The 21723-nt window shown below is 19.7% G+C and carries 18 protein-coding genes; 3 read left to right on the top strand and 15 right to left on the bottom strand.

The annotated features are described in order from the left end of the window. Nucleotides 1–135 precede the first annotated feature (135 nt). The 3 genes from fbaA to RJT25_RS01480 all read right to left on the bottom strand — a co-directional run bounded on the left by fbaA (nt 136) and on the right by RJT25_RS01480 (nt 3107). Complete coding sequence (fbaA, locus tag RJT25_RS01490; protein ID WP_343126453.1) at nt 136–1212, bottom strand: class II fructose-bisphosphate aldolase; 1077 nt, start codon at nt 1210–1212, stop codon at nt 136–138. Nucleotides 1213–1264: 52 nt separating this feature from the next. After that, a complete protein-coding gene (locus RJT25_RS01485; protein WP_343126452.1) occupies nt 1265–2410 on the bottom strand; it encodes a phosphoglycerate kinase in 1146 nt (381 codons plus the stop codon). A 106-nt stretch (nt 2411–2516) separates the two neighbouring features. Continuing rightward, the gene (locus tag RJT25_RS01480) at nt 2517–3107 is read right to left on the bottom strand and encodes a YhgN family NAAT transporter (protein WP_343126720.1); all 591 of its coding nucleotides are present in this window, start codon (nt 3105–3107) and stop codon (nt 2517–2519) included. 262 nt (nt 3108–3369) lie between these two features. Between RJT25_RS01480 and asd the strand changes: the two genes are divergently transcribed. After that, a complete protein-coding gene (gene asd, locus RJT25_RS01475; protein WP_343126451.1) occupies nt 3370–4482 on the top strand; it encodes an aspartate-semialdehyde dehydrogenase in 1113 nt (370 codons plus the stop codon). 33 nt (nt 4483–4515) lie between these two features. On the opposite strand, the gene RJT25_RS01470 is transcribed toward asd, so the two are convergent. The 9 genes from RJT25_RS01470 to prfB form a co-directional block, all read right to left on the bottom strand. Then, a complete protein-coding gene (locus tag RJT25_RS01470) occupies nt 4516–4752 on the bottom strand; it encodes a sulfurtransferase TusA family protein (RefSeq protein ID WP_343126450.1) in 237 nt (78 codons plus the stop codon). Between the two features lie 64 nt (nt 4753–4816). Continuing rightward, nucleotides 4817–5815 (bottom strand): hypothetical protein, encoded by a 999-nt coding sequence (locus RJT25_RS01465; RefSeq protein WP_343126449.1) that lies wholly within the window; start codon nt 5813–5815, stop codon nt 4817–4819. Nucleotides 5816–5851: 36 nt separating this feature from the next. Beyond that, nucleotides 5852–8404, bottom strand: a complete 2553-nt coding sequence (gene leuS / locus RJT25_RS01460) for a leucine--tRNA ligase (RefSeq protein WP_343128832.1) — start codon at nt 8402–8404, stop codon at nt 5852–5854. A 126-nt stretch (nt 8405–8530) separates the two neighbouring features. Then, nucleotides 8531–9385: an HlyC/CorC family transporter gene (locus RJT25_RS01455; RefSeq protein WP_343126447.1), complete on the bottom strand. Its 855-nt coding sequence runs from the start codon at nt 9383–9385 to the stop codon at nt 8531–8533. Nucleotides 9386–9469: 84 nt separating this feature from the next. Beyond that, nucleotides 9470–9919, bottom strand: coding sequence for an rRNA maturation RNase YbeY (gene ybeY, locus RJT25_RS01450; RefSeq protein ID WP_343126446.1), 450 nt, complete (start codon nt 9917–9919; stop codon nt 9470–9472). Between the two features lie 60 nt (nt 9920–9979). Continuing rightward, on the bottom strand, nt 9980–11308 hold the full coding sequence (miaB, locus tag RJT25_RS01445) for a tRNA (N6-isopentenyl adenosine(37)-C2)-methylthiotransferase MiaB (RefSeq protein ID WP_343128831.1): 1329 nt from the start codon (nt 11306–11308) through the stop codon (nt 9980–9982). Nucleotides 11309–11431: 123 nt separating this feature from the next. Then, nucleotides 11432–12661 (bottom strand): diaminopimelate decarboxylase, encoded by a 1230-nt coding sequence (lysA, locus tag RJT25_RS01440; protein WP_343126444.1) that lies wholly within the window; start codon nt 12659–12661, stop codon nt 11432–11434. A gap of 34 nt (nt 12662–12695) precedes the next feature. After that, nucleotides 12696–14213 carry a lysine--tRNA ligase gene (gene lysS / locus RJT25_RS01435; RefSeq protein ID WP_343126443.1) on the bottom strand — a complete coding sequence of 506 codons (1518 nt, stop codon included), beginning with the start codon at nt 14211–14213 and terminating at the stop codon, nt 12696–12698. 6 nt (nt 14214–14219) lie between these two features. Beyond that, nucleotides 14220–15276, bottom strand: a protein-coding gene (prfB, locus tag RJT25_RS01430) for a peptide chain release factor 2 (protein ID WP_428994265.1) whose coding sequence is annotated in 2 segments (ribosomal slippage) — nt 14220–15200 and nt 15202–15276 — 1056 coding nt in all. Because the reading frame shifts where the segments join, the coding sequence is not laid out codon by codon here. Nucleotides 15277–15557: 281 nt separating this feature from the next. On the opposite strand from prfB, the gene RJT25_RS01425 reads away from it, so the two are divergent. Next, nucleotides 15558–16526, top strand: coding sequence for a tRNA-modifying protein YgfZ (locus RJT25_RS01425; protein ID WP_343126441.1), 969 nt, complete (start codon nt 15558–15560; stop codon nt 16524–16526). A gap of 80 nt (nt 16527–16606) precedes the next feature. On the opposite strand, the gene typA is transcribed toward RJT25_RS01425, so the two are convergent. Then, nucleotides 16607–18403 (bottom strand): translational GTPase TypA, encoded by a 1797-nt coding sequence (gene typA, locus RJT25_RS01420; RefSeq protein WP_343126440.1) that lies wholly within the window; start codon nt 18401–18403, stop codon nt 16607–16609. A gap of 121 nt (nt 18404–18524) precedes the next feature. Between typA and yihA the strand changes: the two genes are divergently transcribed. Then, complete coding sequence (yihA, locus tag RJT25_RS01415) at nt 18525–19133, top strand: ribosome biogenesis GTP-binding protein YihA/YsxC (RefSeq protein ID WP_343126439.1); 609 nt, start codon at nt 18525–18527, stop codon at nt 19131–19133. Nucleotides 19134–19149: 16 nt separating this feature from the next. Here yihA and RJT25_RS01410 read toward each other — a convergent pair whose 3' ends face one another. Further along, nucleotides 19150–20064, bottom strand: coding sequence for a 5'-3' exonuclease (locus tag RJT25_RS01410; RefSeq protein WP_343126438.1), 915 nt, complete (start codon nt 20062–20064; stop codon nt 19150–19152). 217 nt (nt 20065–20281) lie between these two features. Further along, a complete protein-coding gene (eno, locus tag RJT25_RS01405) occupies nt 20282–21598 on the bottom strand; it encodes a phosphopyruvate hydratase (protein WP_343126437.1) in 1317 nt (438 codons plus the stop codon). Between the last annotated feature and the right edge of the window lie 125 nt (nt 21599–21723).

Raw genomic sequence — 21723 nt, 5'->3', positions numbered from 1 at the left:
TAATTTATAATTTATATGTGAACAGAATTTTTAAATTTTTATTTAAAAAATAAAAATTTATATATTATAATTATAGTTATTTTTTTTTTAATTACAAATATTACTATTAAAATAGAAAATTTATTTATATTTGTTTTAAAGAATATTTTGGGCATTTAATTTTTTAAATAATTTTTTTAATGTATGAAAAATTTGCTCTTGAGAAGACCGAATCCAATTTCTAGGATCATAATATTTTTTATTTGGTTTATTAATACCTTCTGGATTTCCTAATTGTGTTTTTAAGAAAAATTTATTTTTTTTATAATATTTTAGTATTCCTTTCCAAGTAGACCATTGTATATCAGTGTCAATATTAAATTTAACAACACCATATTTGATAGATTTTTGAATATCTATATTTTTTGTACCAGATCCACCATGGAATACAAAATTAATTGGATTATAATTTATGTTATCTTTATTAATTTTTTTTTGAGAATTTTTTAAAATAGAAGGTTTTAAAATTATTTTTCCTGGTTGGTATACTCCATGAATATTACCAAAAGCAGCGGCAATCATAAAATCTGGATGAATTTTTTTTAATTTTTTATAAAAATATATAATAGAATTTGGATTAGTATATAATAATTTTTTTTTTAGATTAGTATTATCAACTCCATCTTCTTCACCTCCTGTACATCCTAATTCAAATTCTAAAAACATATCTAATTTTTTGGTTTTTTTTAAATATTTTTTTGTAATTTGAAAGTTAATATTAAATTCTTCTTTAGATAAATCAATCATATGTGAAGAAAATAAAGGTCTTTTATAAATTTTAAAATATTTTTTTCCTTCAGATAATAAAGAATCAATCCAAGGTAATATTTCTTTATGGCAATGATCTGTATGTAAAATTACAGGAATTTTATAATATTTAGACATTAAATGAATATGTTGAGCTCCTGAAATAGCACCTTGAATAGCAGAAAGATGTGGATTTTTTTTTTCAATTTTTAATCCACTGAAGAAACTAGCTCCTCCATATGAAAATTGGATAATAATAGGAGATTTCATATATGAAGCTGTTTTTAAGGCGCTATTAATTGAATTAGTATCAATGCAATTTACAGCTGGTAAAGCAAATTTATATTTTTTAGCAAATTTTAAAATAATATTCATTTCTTTAGCGTTTACTACACCTGGTTTAATTAAATCTAATATTTTTTTCATATTTAAAATCCTAATATATTTATATTTTACATAATAAATGATTTGTTAAATATTATTTTTTTAAAAAAGAAATAATAGGTAAAGTTCTTTTTTCAATAAATTCTAAAAATGCTCCTCCACCGGTAGAAATATAAGATATTTTATTTTTTAATTTAAAAAGTTTAATAACAGATAATGTATCTCCGCCTCCCGCAATAGAAAAAGCTTTGCTATTTACAATGGCTTCTGCAATTTTCTGGGTACCAATTCTAAAATTTGGAAATTCAAATACTCCGATTGGTCCATTCCACAAAATTGTTTTTGCTTTCATAATAATTTTTTTATAATATTGAATAGTATTATTACCTATATCCATAATTTCTTCAGAGTTTTTAATTTCATGAAGTTTTCGTAAATAAGCTTTAGCGTGTATAGAGAATGAATTTCCAATTTTAGAATCAATAGGTATAATAATTTTATTTGTTTTTAATAATTTTTTAGCTTTTTTTTGAAATTTTGGTTCATGTAAAGATTTCCCTACATTATAATTAATTGAAATAAAAGTATTTGCTATACCTCCACCTACTATTAAATAATCTGTAATTTTTAATAATGATTTTAAAATTTTAAATTTTGTTGAAATTTTGGATCCCCCTACAATTGTAATTAATGGTTTTTTAGGTTTTAAAAGAAGTTTATTTAAATTTTTTATTTCTGAAATAAATAATGGACCAGCACATATTTTAGATACAAAATTACAAATTCCGAAGGTAGACGCTTCTTTACGATGTGATGTAGCAAATGCATCCATAACAAAAATATCACATAGATTTGCATATTTTTTACATAATTGTATATTATTAGTTTTTTCACCTATATTAAAACGTACGTTTTCTAAAAGTATAATCGAAAAATTTTTTAATGATAATCCATTTAAGTAATTTTTTTCAAAATGTATTGAAACTTTTTTAATTTTTTTTTGTAAATATTTAAAAATAGGAAATAATGAATACTTTTTATCATATACTCCTTCTTTAGGTCTTCCTAAATGAGAAGCGATAATAATTTTTGCATTATAAGATAATGCAAGTTTGATTGTCGGTATAGATTTTTTAATTCTAGCATGAGATGTAATTTTTCCATTATGTATAGGAACATTTAAATCCATTCTAATTAATATTTTTTTTTTATATAAATTAAAATCTGTCATTTTTTTCATTTTAGAAATCCTTAATAATATTTCTTAATTATAGAGTTATTTGAATTTATATTTACAATATAAAAATATTTTTTATAAATTTTTTATTTTTTTATAAAAAAATATTTTATTTTAACCAAGAGTTTATTCCATCTAAAAACATTTGTGTAGATAAAAGAATTAATATAATTCCCATAATTTTTTCTAATATGTTAATCCCTTTTTTACCTAAAATTTTTGAAAAAAAATCTGCAGATAATAAGACAATAAATGTCATCAGCCATGCTAAAATTAAAGAAATAAAAATGTATAAAATTTGAGAAGAATATTTTTTTGAAAGTACAAGTATAGTTGCTAATAAAGAAGGACCAGTAATTAAAGGTACTGCTAAAGGAATCAAAAATGGTACTTCTTGAAAATTATTTATTTTTTTATCATTTAGTATATCTGGATAAATCATTTTTATTGCAATAAAAAATAATATTATACTTCCTACGATTGAAATAGTATAAATCTTTAAATGTAAAATTTGTAAAATATTTTGACCTAAAAAAAGAAAAATACACATAATTATTAAAGAAAAAAATAATTCTCTAATAATAATTTTTTTTTTTTGTGTAGAAGGAACATTTTTTAATAATGAAATAAAAATTGGTAAATTTCCTAATGCATCCATAATAATAAAAAATAATATTGTAAAAGAAAAAATTTGTGTCAGCATAATTTTCAAGTCCTATAATAAAAATTTAAATAATATTTTAAATAATTTATATTATAATATATTAATATAATATTTATTTTGAAATATTTTTTTAAAAAAAAATATAATATTTTTAGAAAAAAGATTAATATATTTTATGGTTTTTTTTATAGATACACTATAAAAATTTTTTAAAAAAATAAAAAATTTTAAAAATTTTTTTAATTTTTAAAATTTTATTTTTTAGGAAGAATGTTTTTTAAAACAGGTTATTAAAATTATGAAAAAAAAAGTTGGTTTTTTAGGTTGGAGAGGAATGGTTGGATCTGTATTATTAAAGCGTATGAAAAAAAAAAAAGATTTTAAAAAAATAAAATCTTTTTTTTTTACTACTTCTCAAGTTGGTCAAAAGAGTCCAAATATAAAAAATGTTGGTAACATTTTTTTATATGATGCATATGATATTTCTATATTAAAAGAATTAGATATAATTGTTACTTGTCAAGGTTCTGCATATACTAATACAATATTTTTTAAATTAAGAAAAATTTGTTGGAAAGGGTATTGGATTGATGCTTCGTCAACATTACGTATGAATTCTGACTCTATAATTGTTTTAGATCCTATTAATTATAATAATATTTTATCTGGTTTAAATTTTGGAATTAAAACATTTGTAGGTGGAAATTGTACAGTAAGTTTGATGTTATTAGCTTTAGGTGGCTTATTTCAAAAAAAATTAATTGATTGGGTTTCAGTTTCGACATATCAGGCTATTTCAGGGGGAGGTGCTAAACATTTACAAGAATTGTTGTTACAAATTAAATATATTTCAAAAATTATACAAAAAAATGAAAAATATTTAGAATTTTCAATTTTAGAACTAGAACATAAAATTTTAAAATCTTTATTTCACAATAATTTCCCGAAAGAATATTTAAAAGTTCCATTAGTAAATAGTTTAATTCCTTGGATAGATACTTTAATGAAAAATGGACAAAGCAAAGAAGAATGGAAAGGTATGGCTGAAACTAATAAGATTTTATCTTCTAAAAAAAAAATTTATATTGATGGTAATTGTGTTCGAATTTCTTCATTACGTTGTCATAGTCAATCTTTTACAATTAAGTTATTGAAAAATGTTTCTATTTCCGATATTTATACTTTAATTCAAGAACATAATAAATGGGTAAAAATTATTCCTAATGTTCCAGAAGAAACTATGCAATATTTAACTCCAACGTTTGTTTCTGGAACATTAAAAATTCCTATTGGACGAATACGTAAATTAAATTTTGGAGAATTATATTTGTCTGCATTTTCTGTAGGAGATCAATTATTATGGGGCGCCGCAGAACCTTTAAGACGAATTTTAAAAATTTTAATTTCTTAATTATATTTTTTATTATAAAAAATTTTAGTTTTTTTAGAAAAAGGTTTTTTGAATAACATATTGATAAGGTGTTTTTGTATTTTTATATGTTATTATTTTATATTTCATAAAATAACAAAATGTGATGATATCTCTTTGATTGGAGATATCATCTGTTAAAATAACAATTTTTTGTGTAGAAAATGAAAAATGTAGTTTTTTTCTTAAATTTAATAAAAATTCAGGGCAACGATATCCTTGTAAATTTAATATATTTTTTTTTTGGAACATATTATTAAGACTCTATTATTAGAACGGATAGAAAATAAAATTTTAATTTTTAATATATAGATTATTAATTTAAAGTAATAGATAAGATTTGAAAATATGTCCAGATATTATAAAGATTATTAATTTTTAAATTAAAATCTATAATTTTTAATAATTTTATAGCTGAATATATATTTTGTAGAGTATTTTTTTTAGTACAATTAAGTATATCTTGAAATTTTATTTCTAAATAAAATATAAAAAATTTTGAATAATTATATAAAAAAATTTCTTTTTCTTTAATTTTTAATACTGTTAGAATAAAATTTGTAAATATTTCAACTAAATATTTACAAGATATATTATAAGTTTTTAATTTATTTAAAATAAAAATAGATTTTTGTTTTTTTCCTAAAATAATAGCATTAATCCATTGAGAAGATGTATAAGGTATATTAGAAATTTTATATTTTTTAAAAATTTTAAAAGTGATAAATTTATTTGGATAAATAATTTGCAAATCTTTTAAAATTTTTAAAGTTTTTAAGAAATTTAATATATTTTTTTTTAATAAAGAAATGAGAATTTTAGGATCAAAATGATTTTGAAGTTTTTGAATTTTTTTTTTTTTCCATAAAGAAAATTGAATTTTTGAAAAGTCTTGATTTTGAATTATAAAAAATTTTTTTGAAAAATATTTCTCAAAAATTTTTGTATAATTTTTTATAAGATTAAGTTTTAAAAATTTAAAAATTATTTTAATGTGTATCGTAAAAATTTTTGAGATTTTTTTAAAATTTTCTTGAATTTTTTTATGAATATTTTTTTCTAAAATTGTAACAATTAAAATAGTCTTATTATAAAAAAAATTTTTTATACTGTATTTTTGAAAAAAATAAATCCAATCAGATTCTTTTAAAATAGTAATATATATATAATTTAAAAAATTTTTTTTTTTTTCTAATTTTAAAATATTTTTTATATTTTCTTGTAAAAAAAATTCATTAGAAGTAATAATAATATAAAAAAAAATATTTTTCTTATTTTTTTGTATTTGATTTATGTTTTTTAAAAAAAAATTCATATTTTTTTATTAGCTTAGTAGAAAACAAATAATAAATTAATTTTTTAATACAAAATTAATGATTTTTAAAGGAATATATATAATTTTAATTATAGCACAATTTTTAAAATATTTTTTTAGATTTTCTAGATTTGTAATTTTTTGTATTATTTTTTTTTTAGTTTCATCAATATTAACCTTCATAATATGTCTTTTTTTACCATTAATCTGTATAGTAATATTTTTTTGATGAATTTTTAAAGCAGTGAAATCAGGAATAGGCCATTTTTCTTCATCAATAGATTTTTTTTTTTTATTATATATTTTTTTCCATAATACAAAACAAATATGTGGAGCAAACGGATATAATAAAATTAATATTGTTTTTATAGATTTTTTGCTTATTTCAAGTGAAATTTCATATTTTTGATATTTTTTTTTAAAAAAATTAAAAAATTTAATAATATAAGATATTGCAGTATTAAGAGAATATGTATTTTTTAAAGATTTAGTAATCTTTAAAATAGTATTATTTAATTCAAAATTTATTTTTTTAAAAATTAGTTCAGAAATTTTATATTTTTTAAAATTTTCTTGAGAATTTTTTATTAAATAAATAAAATTCCAAATTTTTTTTAAAAATCTATGCATGCCTATTAATCCGTTTTCTTGCCATTCTAATGAAGATTCAATAGGAGAAGCATATATTAAAAATAACCTTAAAGTATCTGCTCCATATTTTTTTAAAATTTTTAATGGATTAACGCCGTTTTTTTTTGATTTAGACATTTTAATTTTTCCAGCATAATGTACTGGAATTCCATTTAATAATTTTGCAGAAATAATTTGTTTATGAACATTATATTTTATTTTTATGTTTTTTTTATTTAACCAAATTTTTTTTCCATTTTTTTCAAAATAATAAAAAGCATCAGATAAAACCATACCTTGACATAATAATTTTTTAGAAGGTTCATTAGATTTTACGAATCCAAAATCACGTAGTAATTTATGAAAAAATCTAAAATACATTAAATGTAGAATAGCATGTTCTATTCCACCGATATAAAGATCAATAGGAAGCCAATATTTTGCCATATGAATGTCAATCATACCTTTAATAAAATAAGGATTAGTATAACGTGCATAATACCATGAAGATTCAAAAAAAGTATCTAAAGTATCTGTTTCTCTGATTAAATTTTGGCTATTTAAAATTATATTAATCCATTTTTTATTTTTATGGAGTATATTTATATCATTTTTTATAATTATATTTTTGGGTAGAATAACAGGTAATTGATTTTCTGGAATTGTAACAATTTTACCAGTTTGAGTATAAGCAATCGGAATAGGTGTACCCCAATATCTTTGACGAGAAATACTCCAATCTTGTAATTTATAATAAATTTTTTTTTTTGCAATTTTTTTTTTTATTAAAAAATTTTTTATTTCAGAAAAATTTTTTTTTTTAGAAATATTATTTATATTATTTTTTTGATTATAAATAGTCAAGTTATTATTTTGATCATTTTTTTTTTTATAATGTATATGATGTAATAAAGAAAATTTTAAATCTATAGAATTATATTTAGGAACACCCATAATTGCACTGGTTGCATAATTATTTTTCACATAATACGCAATCCAAATAGGTATTTTTTTTTTGGTAAGTGGATGTAAAACATAATTTTGAGTATTAATACCATATAATTTTTTTTTAATCATTTTTTCTTTATTTAAAAAATTTTTTTGATATTTTTTTATAAAGTTTTTAATTAATAAATTTTTTAAAATTAAAGTTTTTGTAAATGGATGTTCTGGAGATATTGCGATAAATTTTATATTCATTATAGTTTGGCATTCTGTAGTATAAATTTCTATATATTTTTTTTGATTTTGAATTTTAAATTTTATTTGTAATCCAGTAGATTTTCCAATCCATTTTTTTTGCATGTTAATAACATCTTGAGGCCATTTAGTTAAACTTTTTAAATCGTTTAAAAGTTCTTCTGCATAATTAGTAATTTTTAAAAACCATTGTGGAATTTTTTTAAAAATAATAGTAGTTTGGCATCTCCAACAAGAATTTTGTATTACTTGTTCATTGGCTAAAACCGTTTTATCTTGAGGACACCAATTTACTAAGGTATTTTTTTTATAAATAATTTTTTTTTTAAATAATTGTATAAAAAACCATTGTTCCCAGCGATAATAATTGGGATTACAAGTTGTAATTTCTCGATTCCAATCATAACTAAAACCTAATTTTTTTAGTTGAATTCGCATATTTTGAATATTTTTTTTAGTCCATTTTTCTGGATGTATATTATGTATAATAGCGGCTTGCTCCGCCGGTAAACCAAAAGCATCCCATCCAATAGGTTGTAATACATTTTTTCCTAACATACGTTGAAATCGTGATATAATATCACTAATTGTATAATTACGTATATGTCCCATATGTAAATTTCCCGAAGGATATGGCATCATAGGTAAACAATAAAATTTTTTTTTTTTTTTATTTTTATATACAGAAAAAGTTTTATATTTTTCCCAATGTTTTTGTACAAAATTTTCTATATATTGCGGTTTATATTCTTTTTCCATTTTTTTCCTGTTTTTTAAAAAAAATATATTTTTTTTAAAAAAAATAATATAAATTTTTTTTTTAATGAATATGTTTTAAAAATAATTTTTGAATACTAGTATATTTAAATATTTTTTTATTTTTTATTACAAGTGAATTTTCATTTGAGTTTGTATAATATGACGATAATTTACGATTGTAACTATAAAAATAAATGTATCAATTTTAATTTTTTCATTTTTTTTTGGGATTTTTCCAAATTTCTTTAATAATAATCCTCCAATAGTTTCTATTTCTGAATCGTTATATTTAGTATGAAAAAAATTATTAAATTGTTTTAAGGTGGTCAATCCTTGAATTATGTAATTTTTATTATCTATTTTTTTAATATTATTTTCATAATTTATTGTATTATCGTATTCATCTTCTATATTACCTACTATTAATTCTAAAATATCTTCTATAGTAACTAATCCTGAAATATTTCCAAATTCATCAATTACAATTGCCATATGATATCTTTTGGATTGGAAATTTTTTAACATACTATCTGCAGATTTGCTTTCAGGTACTAAAAGTGCCGGTCTTAAGATATTTTTTATAAAAAAAGTATTTTTTTTATTATTAGAAAAAAATAAAAAATCTTTAGCCATTAAGAAACCTTCTACGAAATTTTTGTCATGATTAATTACAGGAAATCTAGAATGAGAAGAAGTTGTAATAATTTTTAAACATTTTTTTAATGTATAATCAGATTTTAAAAAAACGATTTGAGGTTTGGGAATCATAATGTCACGTACTTTTTTTTTAGAAATAACAATTACTCCTTTTAACATATCAAAAGTTTCAGAATCCAATTTTTTTCTTTTTTTTAAAAAATGAATTAATTCTAATAATTCTTCTTGATTTTTAGGTTCTATTTGAAAAAAATGATGTATTATATCAGAAAAAAAACCTTTTTTATATTTTTTATAAGTAGATGTTAGATATTTTTCATTCATGTAATTTATTTAGTATACCAATTAAGTTAATGTGAAATATGAATATAATTTTTTTATTTTTAATCTATATTTTATTATTTTATGTTAATAAGGATTTTTATAACCTAATTTTGATAATAATTTAATTTCTAAATTCTCCATTTTTTTTTGTGATTCGAATGTATTATGTGTATATTTTAATAAATGTAAAGTGGCATGTATAGTTAAATGAGCCCAGTGTTCTTTTAGATTTTTTTTGTATTTAAATGCTTCTTGTTCTAAGTAACTTTTACACATAATAATGTCTCCTAAATAACAGAAATTATTTTCTTTAAAAAATGAATTAAAAGAAAATGATAAGATGTTAGTAGGAAAATTTTTTTTACGATATAAAAAATTTAACATTTTTATTTCATATTTTTCTACTATTCTAATTGTAATTTCGATTTTTTTTTTTTTAAATAAAAAAGATAACCATTTTTGAAAATCTTTTTTTAAAGGGATAAATTTTTTTTTTTTACAAACTTTTTGAATATTTATTTTTATTTTTGTCATATTTTATATCTAATTTTAAATGATATTTTTTATAAGTTTTTTAAATAAAAAATTTAATAATTATAGTAATTTTCCTTTTAAAAAAGAATGGTAATTAATATTTATAATTTTTACATTTACTAATGTACCAAGATGTTTTTCATTTCCTAAAAAATATACTCGACGATTATTTTCTGTTTTTCCAAAAAATTCTATTGTATTATTTAGGATATTACTACCTTCTACTAATATTTGTTGTATTGTACCTAGCATTCTTCTGCGCCATTGTAATGCTTGTAATTTAATTTGTTTTTGTAGAATCTGCAAACGTTTTTTTTTTTTTTCTAAAGATATAGAATCATTTAATTTTGCTGCTTTAGTCTTAGGTCGTTTTGAATATAAAAAACTAAAACTTGTATCAAAATTTATTTTTTTAATAAAATCTAAAGTATTTTTAAAATCTTTTTCTGTTTCTCCTGGATAACCTACAATAAAATCAGAACTAAACGTCATATTTGGACGTATTTTTTTTAATTTAGAAATAATTTTTTCATATTGAGAAATGGTATATCCTCTTTTCATAGATTTTAAAATATTATCAGAACCACTTTGTACGGGTAAATGCAAGAAATTTACTAATTTTGGGATTTTTTGATATAATTTAATTAATTTATTATGAAATTTTTTAGGATGACTAGTTATATATCGAATACGAAAAATTTTTTTAATTTTAGAAATATCTGTTAATAAATCACAGAAATCATATATTTTATTATGTTTTTTTTTTTCATAATATGCATTTACATTTTGCCCTAATAAGATAATCTCTCTAATGCCATGGTTTGATAATTTTTTAATTTCATTTAAAATATCATTAGATGGACGACTAATTTCTTTACCTCGTGTATATGGAACAATACAAAAAGAACAAAATTGATTACATCCTTCAATAATAGAAACATATTCTATATATTTTTTTTTTGGAGTTTTAACAAAATTTAAATTAAATTTTTCTAAAGAATTTAATTTAATATCTATAAAAAAATTTTTTTTTTTATTAATTTTTTTAAACAAATGAGGTAGTTTCTGGATTGTTTGAGGACCGAATATAATATTTATAAAAGGAGCTCTATTATAAATTTTAATTCCTTCTTGAGTAGCTAAACAACCTCCAACAGCAATAATTAAATTTTTATTTTTTTCTTTAAATTTTTTCCATCGTCCTAATTGATCAAAGACTTTTTTTTGAGCTTTTTCTCTTATAGAGCAAGTATTTAGAATTAAAATATCTGAAATTTCTGGATTTATTTCAATAATATATTTTTCTTTTATTAAAATATTTTGTATTAAATGGGAGTCATGATCATTCATTTGGCATCCCCAAGTTTTAATATATACTTTTTTTTTCATGGTTTTATTATTTTATATAAAATAAGGAATTATGTTTAATTAGTTAAAGATTTTAAGAATTTTTTTTTAATATATTTTTAGGTATTTATTTTATATAAATAAAATTATATAAATTTAAGATTTTTATTTTTCTAAATTTAACATTTCAGTTATCGTTTGTCTTCTACGAATTATTTTAAAATTTTTTTTATAATATAAAATTTCTGGAATTAAAGGTTTACTATTATAATTAGAAGACATACTAGATCCATAAGCTCCAGTATCATGAATAACAATATAATCTCCTAATGCAACATTTTTAAATTTTCGAGTTAGTAAATGACCTGTATCAGTAACAGTAAAAATATCACCAGATTCACATAAAGGTCCAGCTAATATAGCATCAATATTATATTTTTGATTAAAAATGTGTTTTGGTCCGGGAATTACTGAAATTTTATGATAACTCCCATATAATACTGGTCTTAATAAATCATTAAATCCTGAATTGATAATAATAAAATATTTTTTTTGTGTTTTTTTGATTGCACATATTTTAGTGAGTAAGATTCCAGATTGAGCTGTGATAAATCTTCCAGGTTCTATTTCTAATTTTAAAGGGCATTTCAAAAAATTAGAAATATTATGTTTTGCTGTATTCCAAAGATTAAAATAATGTTTTATATCGATTTCTTTTTCAGAATCTTTATAGGGAATACTTAAACCTCCTCCGGCAGAAATAAAATTAATTTTTTGGTTTAATTTAAGAGCTGCATTAATCATAAATTGACTAACTTTTTGTAAATGTAAATAATTAACTCCAGATCCAATGTGAATATGTAATCCAATTAATTTTAAATTATATTTTTTAAGTAATTCTAAAGCAAAAGTTATATTCCAAATTCCATGTTTACTATTTTCTCCTCCTGTATTAGTTCGTATGTGATGTCCGGATCCAAATTTTGGATTTATACGTATCCAGACTGGATGTTGATAAGATTTTTTACCTAGTTGAGAAATCATGTCTAGAGATCCTAAATTAACTGGAATTTTATGTTTAATAATTTTTTTTAAAGTATGTTCTTCAAAAATATCTGATGTATAAACAATATCATTACTTTTAGGTTTAAAACCAGTTAATAAAGCTCTTTTAATTTCCCCATAAGAAACAGCATCAATCTTAGCGCCATATTTTTTAATAATTTTTAAAATATGTAAATTAGAACAAGATTTTTGTGCATAACGTATGATATCAAATTTTTTTAATTTTAGAATTTGATTTTTTATGATATCAGCGTTATATAACCATAATGGAGTTTTATATTTCTTATCTAAAAAAAAAATATTTTTTTTTTTTAAAATTTCAGTATTCATAGATTTTCACTTTTAAGTATTGTTTTTTATTTTTCTATGCTTCTTTAATGCGTAGTGTAGGAAAAAAAATAACATCACGAATATTTTCGTTATTAGTTAAAATCATAATTAATCGATCTATCCCTACCCCTAATCCAGCTGTTGGAGGCAAACCATATTCTAAAGCATGTATATAATCTTTATCATAATTATTATTTATATTTTTTTTTTTATTTTCATAAGATAATTGTAATTTAAAACGTTTTTTTTGCTCTTCAGAATCATTTAACTCTGAATATCCATTAGCTATTTCATAACCAAATAAAAAAAATTCAAATCTTTCAGCATAATTAGGATTTTTATTATCTGCTTTAGAAAGAGGAGATACTTCAATTGGATAATGCGTTATAAAAGTAGGAGATATGATTTTTTTTTCTGTTGTTTTTTCAAAAATATAATTAATAATATGTCCTAATTTCCATTTTTTTTCAATAATTAAATTTAGTTTTTTAATAAGTTTTTTTATATTTTTAAGATTTTTTAAATCTTTTTTTTTAATATTAGGGTTAAAGAATAAAATAGCTTCATACATAGTCATAGTAGGAATTTTTTTTTTAAAATCAAAAGAATTTTTTTTATATTTTAAAATAGAAGAATTAAATAATTTTTTAATTAAATATAATAGTAATTTATTTAATAATAACATCATATCTTTATAATTATTATATGCAGTATAACATTCCATCATAGTAAATTCTGGATTATGTCGAGTAGATATTCCTTCATTTCTAAAATTTCTATTAATTTCAAATATTTTTTTAAATCCTCCAATGATAATTTGTTTTAAATATATTTCAGGAGCAATACGTAAATACATGTTTTGATGTAATGTATTGTTGTAAGTAATAAAAGGTTTAGCAAGAGCTCCTCCTGGAATTATATGCATCATTGGAGTTTCTACTTCTATAAATTTTTTTTTTTCCATAAAAAATCTTATTTCAGATAATATCTTAGATCTTGTAATAAAAATTTTTTTTGTTTTTTGATTGATAATTAAATCTAAATACCTTCGTCTATATTTTAATTCTTGATTTCGTAATCCATAAAATTTTTTAGGAAGTGTATATAAGCTTTTATTTAATAAATCAATTTTCTGGCAATAAATAGATAATTCTTGGGTATTTGTTTTGAACAGTATACCTTGTATACCAATAATATCTCCTATCTCTAAGTTTAAAATTTTTTCTTGATATTCTGAAATTGAAAAAATATTGGAAGAAATATAAATTTGTATTTCAAAATTAAAATCTTGAATAATGAAAAATAATGCTTTTCCAAATAATCTACGTATTAAAATACGTCCTGAAATATTTACAGAAATATTTAAATTTTTTAATTCTTTTTTTGTTTTTTTAAAATATTTTTTATATTTTTTTTTAAAAGATTCTATAAAATATAAGTGATTTGGGAAATTAAATCCATTCTTTTTTAATTTAATTAATTTTTTTTTACGTTCAAAATATTCGATATTTATTTTTTTTAGATTATCATTAGAAATAATAATATTTTTCAAATTTTTTTATCCTGTTGTATTTTTTAAATTTTTTTCAATAAAAATTTTTAAATTACCATCTAATATTTTTTGTATATTATGGGTTTCTATTCCACTTTGAAGATCTTTAATGCGCGAGTCATCTAAAATATATGATCGTATTTGATTACCCCATCTTATATCTAATTTTTTTTTGTTTATATTTTTTTTTTGTATATTTTTTTTTTTTTTTTCAAATTCATATAATTTAGACTGTAATTGTTTTAAGGCTGAATTTTTATTTTGATGTTGTGATCGACTATTTTGACATTGTGTGACTAATCCTGTTGGAAGATGTTTAATTCTAACAGCAGATTCTGTGCGATTAACATGTTGTCCGCCTGCTCCTGAGGCTCTATATACATCAATTTTGATATCAGAAAGAGAAATTTTAATATTAATTTTTTTATCAATTTCTGGATAAACAAATACAGAACTAAAAGAAGTATGTCTACGATTGTTAGTATTAAGGGGATTTTTACGTACCAATCGATGTATTCCGGATTCTGTACGAAACCATCCGAATGCGTATTTTCCAATAATTTTTAATGTTATAGATTTAATTCCAGAATTTTCTCCTAAAGTTTCTTGTATAATATATGATTTTAAGTTTTTTTTAATAGCCCAACGTAAATACATACGTAATAATATTTTAGTCCAATCTTGAGCTTCTAGTCCTCCGGATCCGGATTGTATATCTATATAACAATTATTTTTATCATCTTTTTGTAAAAACATAAATTTTTTTTCTATTTTATGGACGTTATTTTTTAAATTTTGATATAATATTTTTATTTCTTGTAAAATATACGGGTCTTTATCTTTTTTGAAAATTTCAATCCATTCTTCTATTTCATTTATGGTTTTTTGTAAAAAAAAAAATTTTTTATTTTTTTTAATATTTATTTTTTGAGAAAAATTTTTTAAAAGAGAATATTTTATTTTTTTTTTTTGATTTAATAAAGATTCAAAGATTCCTCTTTAAGATTTTAATATTATTTTTAATTTTTTTTATTTTTTTAATGATTTTAAATAATTCTGTCATGTTTTTTTCCATATTATAATAATTATTTTTTTTTAAAAAAAATTTAATTAAAAAGTTTTTTTAAAAATATATATAGTATAAAGTTTTTTAAGAAAAAATAAATATTTTTAAAACTTTAGTATAAAGTATTTTAAAAATTTAAATAAAATATTTTTTTAAAAAATAATATTATTTTTAAAATAAAAATATAAATTTTATTTTTAAATGAATATTTTATATAAAAGATAGTAATATTTTTTGTAAAATTAGATAAATTTTATTAATGTGAGAGATCTTTAAATATGAGACATTTTTTATTTTTAAATTCAAAAATTTTTTTTAGTAAAGATCTTGTTTCTACTTTAATGTCTTTAGAACATTTATCAATAGTATATATAACAGGAGTTAATAGTAAAAATTATTTAAATCAACAATTTTCTATTGATTTAAATGAAGTTACGCAAAAAAAATATAAAATTGGAGCTCATTGTAATTATAATGGAAAAGTTTGGGGTATTTTTATTATTTTTTTATTTCAAGAAGGTTACATATATATTATTTCTAAAGAAATAGTAAAGCAACAAATATTAGAATTAAAAAAATACTCTATTTTTTCTAAAATTAAAATTTTAATTTTGAATAATTTTAAGATTTTTGGATTTTCAGGAAAAAATTCTATAGATTTTTTAAATATGAATTTTAAAAAAAATCTTTTTATTAAAAATAATATAGAATATTTTAAAAATTTTATAATTTTAAAAATATTTTTTCCGATTCCTCGTTTTTTAATAATAATTTCGAAAAATTTAGAGTCTTTTTTATTTAATTTTTTTTTAGAAAATATTAATACAAATAATTTTTTACAATGGTTATTATTAGATATGGAATCATATTTTCCAATTTTTTCTTTAAAAATGACAAATAAATTTTTACCTCAAATTTTAAATTTAAAATTTTGGGATGCTATTAATTTTTCTAAAGGATGTTATTATGGTCAAGAAACAATTTTTAAAATGGAAATAAAAAATATTTTTAATATGAAATTAGATTTTTTTTTAGGAAATTCTCAGATTTTACCTAAAATTGGAGAAAACATATTATGTTTATATAAAGGTCATGTATATGCTGTAGGAAAAGTTTTTTATGCAATCTTAATAAATTCTCAAAAAATATGTTTACAAGTTTTATTAAAAAAAAAATTTTTAGAATGTAAAGGTAAATTTTTTTTATCTTCTAATAATTCTATAAAATTAAAAAGATATTTTAATTAAATATATTATTTTTTTAAAAAATCATAATTTAAAAAATAAAAAATTAAATTATGATTTAATAAAAATATTTTGAAAATTTCTTATTTATTTTTTTGAGTTAAATTAATTTTTCGTAATCTGATAAAGTTAGGAGTAATTTCAATTAATTCATCATCGTTTATAAAATTTAAAGCATATTCTAAGGTAATTTTTATAGGAGGTGTCAAATTAATAGCTTCATCAGTTCCAGAGGCTCTCATATTAGTTAATTTTTTTCCTAGTAAACAATTTACTATAAGATCATTAGATCTTGTATGAATACCGATTATTTGCCCTTTATAGACTTTTTCGGCATGTTTAATAAATAATTTTCCTCGGTTTTGAAGGTTATATAAAGCAAATGATACAGCTATTCCTGTATTTTTAGATATTAATACTCCGTTTTTTCTTTGTCCAAAATTATAATTTTTTTGAAATTTTGCATAATGTAAAATTGAAGACACAAAATATCCACTTCCAGCAGTTAAATGCATAAAATCGTTATGAAATCCTATTAATGCTCTACTAGAAATTATACATTCTATAGAAATTCTATTTGTAGTATTTTTAGTAATATTCTGTATAATTCCACGTAATTCTCCAATTTTTTTGATAATGACACCTTGGTGTATATCTTGAATATCTAAAATTGTTTGTTCATAAGGTTCTTTAATAATACCGTTTTTTTTTTTTAAGATAACTTGCGGTCTTGAAATTTCTAATTCAAATTTTTCTCTTCTTAATTGTTCTAATAATATTGATAAATGTAATTCTCCTCTTCCAGATACTAAAAATATGTTTGAATTTTTAGTTTCTTTAATTTTTAAAGAAACATTATGTAAAGTTTCATTTTTTAAACGTTTTAATAAATGTCTAGAAGTAATATATTTTCCATCTTGACCACTAAAAGGAGATTTGTTTACACAAAAAAACATTTTTACAGTAGGTTTATCAATTTTTAAAATAGGTAAAGGTTTTAAAGATTCTGGATTACATAAAGTATCTGAAATATGTAATTTATTTAATCCAGTAACAGCAATAATATCTCCAGAATAAGCAATATTTATTTCTTTTTGTTTTAATCCTTTATATTTTAAAATTTTATTAATTTTTCCAGTATATAAAATTTTTTTTTTATGTATTACAGATACAATTTGATTAGTTTTTAAAATTCCTTTTTTTATTCTTCCAATTCCGATGACTCCAAAATAATTATTAAAATCTAATTGTGAAATTTGCATTTGAAAATTTTTTGAAGAATTAAATTTAGGTATTGGTGTATATTTAATCATTGTTTCAAATAGAGGTATGAAGTTTTTTTTTAAATTTTTAGGTAAATATCCAGAATATCCTAATAATGCAGAAGTATATACAATAGGGAAATCTAATTGTTCATCAGTTGCATTTAAATTTACAAATAAGTCAAATATTTGATTAATTACCCAATCTGGTCTTATAATTTTTTTATCCATTTTATTAATTATAACAATAGGTTTTAAATTATAAGTAAAAGCTTTTTTTGCTACAAATCTAGTTTGAGGCATAGGACCATCATAAGCATCAACTACTATTAATACAGAGTCTACCATAGATAAAATTCTTTCTACTTCACCTCCAAAATCAGAATGTCCAGGTGTATCAATAATATTAATAGAATATTTTTTCCATTTTATAGAAGTATGTTTAGCTAAAATTGTAATTCCTCGTTCTTTTTCAAGTTCATGAGAATCCATAATTCTTTCAATTTTTTCTTCATGTTTTTGAAAAGTACCAGATTGTTGTAATAATTGGTCTAATAAAGTTGTTTTTCCATGATCTACATGAGCTATAATTGCAATATTTCGACGATTATTTAACATGTTAATTGAGATTCCTAGTATAAAAATTTTATTTTTAAAAAATTATAAAATTTAATAATTAAAAGAGATATAATAAAAAATTCTTAGATTAGTTTTTTTAAAAAAAATAAAGGTACTATATATGATTGTCTGTATAAAATATGAAAATACAAAATTTTTAAAAAGTGCTTTAAAATCAAATGATTGGGTATCTCCTATAGGTTCTGAAATAGCATTTTTAGGTTATTCTAATGTTGGAAAATCGAGAGCTTTAAATGTTTTAACTAAGCAAAAAAAATTGACACGTGTTAGTAAAAGACCAGGGAGAACTCAATTAATAAATTTTTTTCAGGTATCTTCAATTTTTAGATTAGTTGATTTTCCGGGTTATGGGTACTCTAAAATTAATTTAAAATTGAAAAATAAAATTTCTACATGGGCATATCAGTATCTCCAAACTAGAATTTGTTTACATGGTATTGTATTATTTTCTGATATTCGATCTACATTAAAATTTTTAGATGAAAAAATTTTATTAATTGCAAAAAATAGAAAAATTCCTGTTTTAATATTGTTAACAAAATCAGATAAATTATCTTTATTTAAAAAACAAAAAAAAAAAAAAAATATTAAAAAAAAATTATTATCTTGGGGTTTAAATTATAAAATTAATTATTTTTCTAGTCTTACTTGTGAAGGTTTAGAGATTTTTAAAAATACTTTAGAAAATTGGTTAAAAAAAAAAACATAATAAAAAATATTTTTTATTAATTTTTTTTTAATAAAGAAAATTCTTGATTATGAATATTTTTTAAATATTTATAAAATTGATATTTTGTAAAAATTTTTATTAAAAAAGGTATATTAGGATTTATTTGAAATATTTTTTTTAAATTAATTTTTAAATTAATATTTTTGTTAATTTTAATTAATTTTTTAGATAAAAAAGCATTTTTTTTATTTTTTTTGAGTATCTCAAGAATTCTCTGAAATTTTGGTTCTATATTTTTTTCAATATTTTTTAAATTTTTATAAATTTTTTTTAATGAAGAAAAATTTTTTAATAAAAATAATGCTGTTTTTGGGCCTATTCCTGGAACTCCAGGAATATTATCTACGGTATCTCCAGTTAAAGAAAAAAAATCTACAAGTTTTTTAGCTGGTAATTTAAATTTTTTAAAAACTTCTAAATTAGATAAAATTTTTAAGTTTTTTATATTTTGAATAAGATGTACATTATTATTAATTAATTGAAACATATCTTTATCGGAACTATAAATAAAAATTTTTGAAAATTTTTTTTTAAATATTTGAGTTAAAGTACCTATGATGTCATCGGCTTCTATATTTTTTAGAGTAATAATAGGAAATCCTATAGCTAATAAAATTTTTTTTAAGGGTTTAATTTGTATATATAAATTTTTTGGCATAGGTTTCCTATGATTTTTATATTTTTTATATAATAAAGTACGATTTGTTTTATATTTAGTATCAAAAACAATAATAGTTTTTCTAGGATTTAAAATATTATTTAAATAATTCAAAGTATTAATAAAACCATAAATTGCTCCAGTAGGATATTTATTTTTATTTTTTAAATTAATTAATGCATAATATGATTTATATAAACATGAATGCCCATCGATAATTAGTAAGTTATTTTTATGAAAGTTTTGTAACATATAATTATTTATTATCCAGAATATAAATGTATTTTATATTAATATTTTTTTAAAAAAATAGAAAAATTTTTTTAGAATTGTATTATATATTTTTTTATTTTGTAAAATTTTTATGAATATAAATTTTTAAAATTATATTTTGGGGTTTTTAAACCCCCTTTTTTTATTTTTTTAAAGATATTTCTATAAAATTAAAAAATAAATTTTATTAGAGATTTTATTTATATTTTTTTAAAAAAAAATTAAATTTTTGATATTGAGAAAATTTTTTTAAAGAAAAATTTTCTTGTTCTTCGATTCGAATTAATTGATTATATTTAGCTAATCTTTCAGATCGACTCATAGAACCAGTTTTTATTTGTCCTGCAGAAGTTCCTACAGCTAAATCTGCAATACTAGTATCTTCAGTTTCTCCCGATCTATGTGAAATAATTACATTATAATTATTTTTTTGCGCTAATTGTATAGCATTTAATGTTTCGGTTAAAGTACCTATTTGATTAAGTTTTATTAAAATAGAATTATTTATGTGTAAATCTAGTCCTTTTTGTAAAAGTTTTGTATTTGTTACAAATAAATCATCACCTACTAATTGTATATTTTTTCCCATTTTTTTAGTTTGATAAAAAAAACCATCCCAATCTGATTCATCTTGTCCATCTTCAATAGATACTATAGGATATTTTTTAGTTAGATTATATAAATATTTTGTAAGTTCTTTAGAACTATATGATAAATTTTCATTTTTAAAATAGTATTTTTGAGTTTTTTTGTTATATAATTCTGAAGCAGCGCAGTCAATAGCAAAAGTAATATCTTTTCCTACAATATAATTTGATTTTTCAGTGGCTTCGTTTAATAATTCAAAAGCTTCTTCATTAGAATTTAAATTAGGTGCATATCCTCCTTCATCACCTACATTTGTAGAAAGTCCTTTTTTAAGTAAAATTTTTCCTAAATTGTGAAATATTTCAGATCCTATTTGAATTGCTTGTTTGATATTTTGAGCGCTAATAGGTTGTATCATAAATTCTTGAATATTTAAATTATTTGTAGAATGCATACCTCCATTAATTAAATTAATCATAGGTAAAGGCATAATAATTTTTTTTTGGGTATTATTTAATTGAGCAATATATTGATAAAAAGGAATATTTTTTTTTTTAGCAACAGCTTTTGCAATTGCTAGAGAAATAGATAAAATAGTATTAGCTCCAAATTTTGATTTATTAGGAGTACCATCTAATTTAATAAGAAAATTGTCAATTTCTTTTTGCATTTGAGCATTTTTTCCTATTAAAAATTTTTTAATATGCGTATTAATATAATTTACTGCTTTTAAAACTCCTTTTCCTAAAAATCTGTTTTTATTATTATCTCGTAATTCTAATGCTTCTTTAGAGCCAGTAGAAGCTCCAGATGGAGATATTGCTCTTCCTATAATTCCGTTATTCAAATAAATATCTGTTTCTATTGTAGGGATTCCTCTAGAATCTAATATTTCTCGTGCTATAACATTTTTTATAGTATACATATTAAAATTCCTTAAATATATTAAAAATAAAATTATAATAATTATATCATTATTTTTTAAAAAGAATAAATGACATATAGTTTTAAAATTTTTTTATAAATTTTTTATGTAAATTAAAATTAGAA

This window comes from Buchnera aphidicola (Nippolachnus piri) (assembly GCF_039383305.1).
Taxonomy (GTDB): Bacteria; Pseudomonadota; Gammaproteobacteria; order Enterobacterales; family Enterobacteriaceae; genus Buchnera_F; species Buchnera_F aphidicola_AZ.
This window is presented reverse-complemented; position numbering and strand designations above follow the sequence as displayed.

What these genes read in the sequence shown, in the direction of transcription:
- fbaA (WP_343126453.1), bottom strand. Translation starts at nt 1,212, where the DNA reads ATGAAAAAAATATTAGATTTAATTAAACCAGGTGTAGTAAACGCTAAA.
- RJT25_RS01485 (WP_343126452.1), bottom strand. Translation starts at nt 2,410, where the DNA reads ATGAAAAAAATGACAGATTTTAATTTATATAAAAAAAAAATATTAATT.
- asd (WP_343126451.1), top strand. Translation starts at nt 3,370, where the DNA reads ATGAAAAAAAAAGTTGGTTTTTTAGGTTGGAGAGGAATGGTTGGATCT.
- RJT25_RS01470 (WP_343126450.1), bottom strand. Translation starts at nt 4,752, where the DNA reads ATGTTCCAAAAAAAAAATATATTAAATTTACAAGGATATCGTTGCCCT.
- RJT25_RS01465 (WP_343126449.1), bottom strand. Translation starts at nt 5,815, where the DNA reads ATGAATTTTTTTTTAAAAAACATAAATCAAATACAAAAAAATAAGAAA.
- leuS (WP_343128832.1), bottom strand. Translation starts at nt 8,404, where the DNA reads ATGGAAAAAGAATATAAACCGCAATATATAGAAAATTTTGTACAAAAA.
- RJT25_RS01455 (WP_343126447.1), bottom strand. Translation starts at nt 9,385, where the DNA reads ATGAATGAAAAATATCTAACATCTACTTATAAAAAATATAAAAAAGGT.
- ybeY (WP_343126446.1), bottom strand. Translation starts at nt 9,919, where the DNA reads ATGACAAAAATAAAAATAAATATTCAAAAAGTTTGTAAAAAAAAAAAA.
- miaB (WP_343128831.1), bottom strand. Translation starts at nt 11,308, where the DNA reads ATGAAAAAAAAAGTATATATTAAAACTTGGGGATGCCAAATGAATGAT.
- lysA (WP_343126444.1), bottom strand. Translation starts at nt 12,661, where the DNA reads ATGAATACTGAAATTTTAAAAAAAAAAAATATTTTTTTTTTAGATAAG.
- RJT25_RS01425 (WP_343126441.1), top strand. Translation starts at nt 15,558, where the DNA reads ATGAGACATTTTTTATTTTTAAATTCAAAAATTTTTTTTAGTAAAGAT.
- typA (WP_343126440.1), bottom strand. Translation starts at nt 18,403, where the DNA reads ATGTTAAATAATCGTCGAAATATTGCAATTATAGCTCATGTAGATCAT.
- yihA (WP_343126439.1), top strand. Translation starts at nt 18,525, where the DNA reads ATGATTGTCTGTATAAAATATGAAAATACAAAATTTTTAAAAAGTGCT.
- RJT25_RS01410 (WP_343126438.1), bottom strand. Translation starts at nt 20,064, where the DNA reads ATGTTACAAAACTTTCATAAAAATAACTTACTAATTATCGATGGGCAT.
- eno (WP_343126437.1), bottom strand. Translation starts at nt 21,598, where the DNA reads ATGTATACTATAAAAAATGTTATAGCACGAGAAATATTAGATTCTAGA.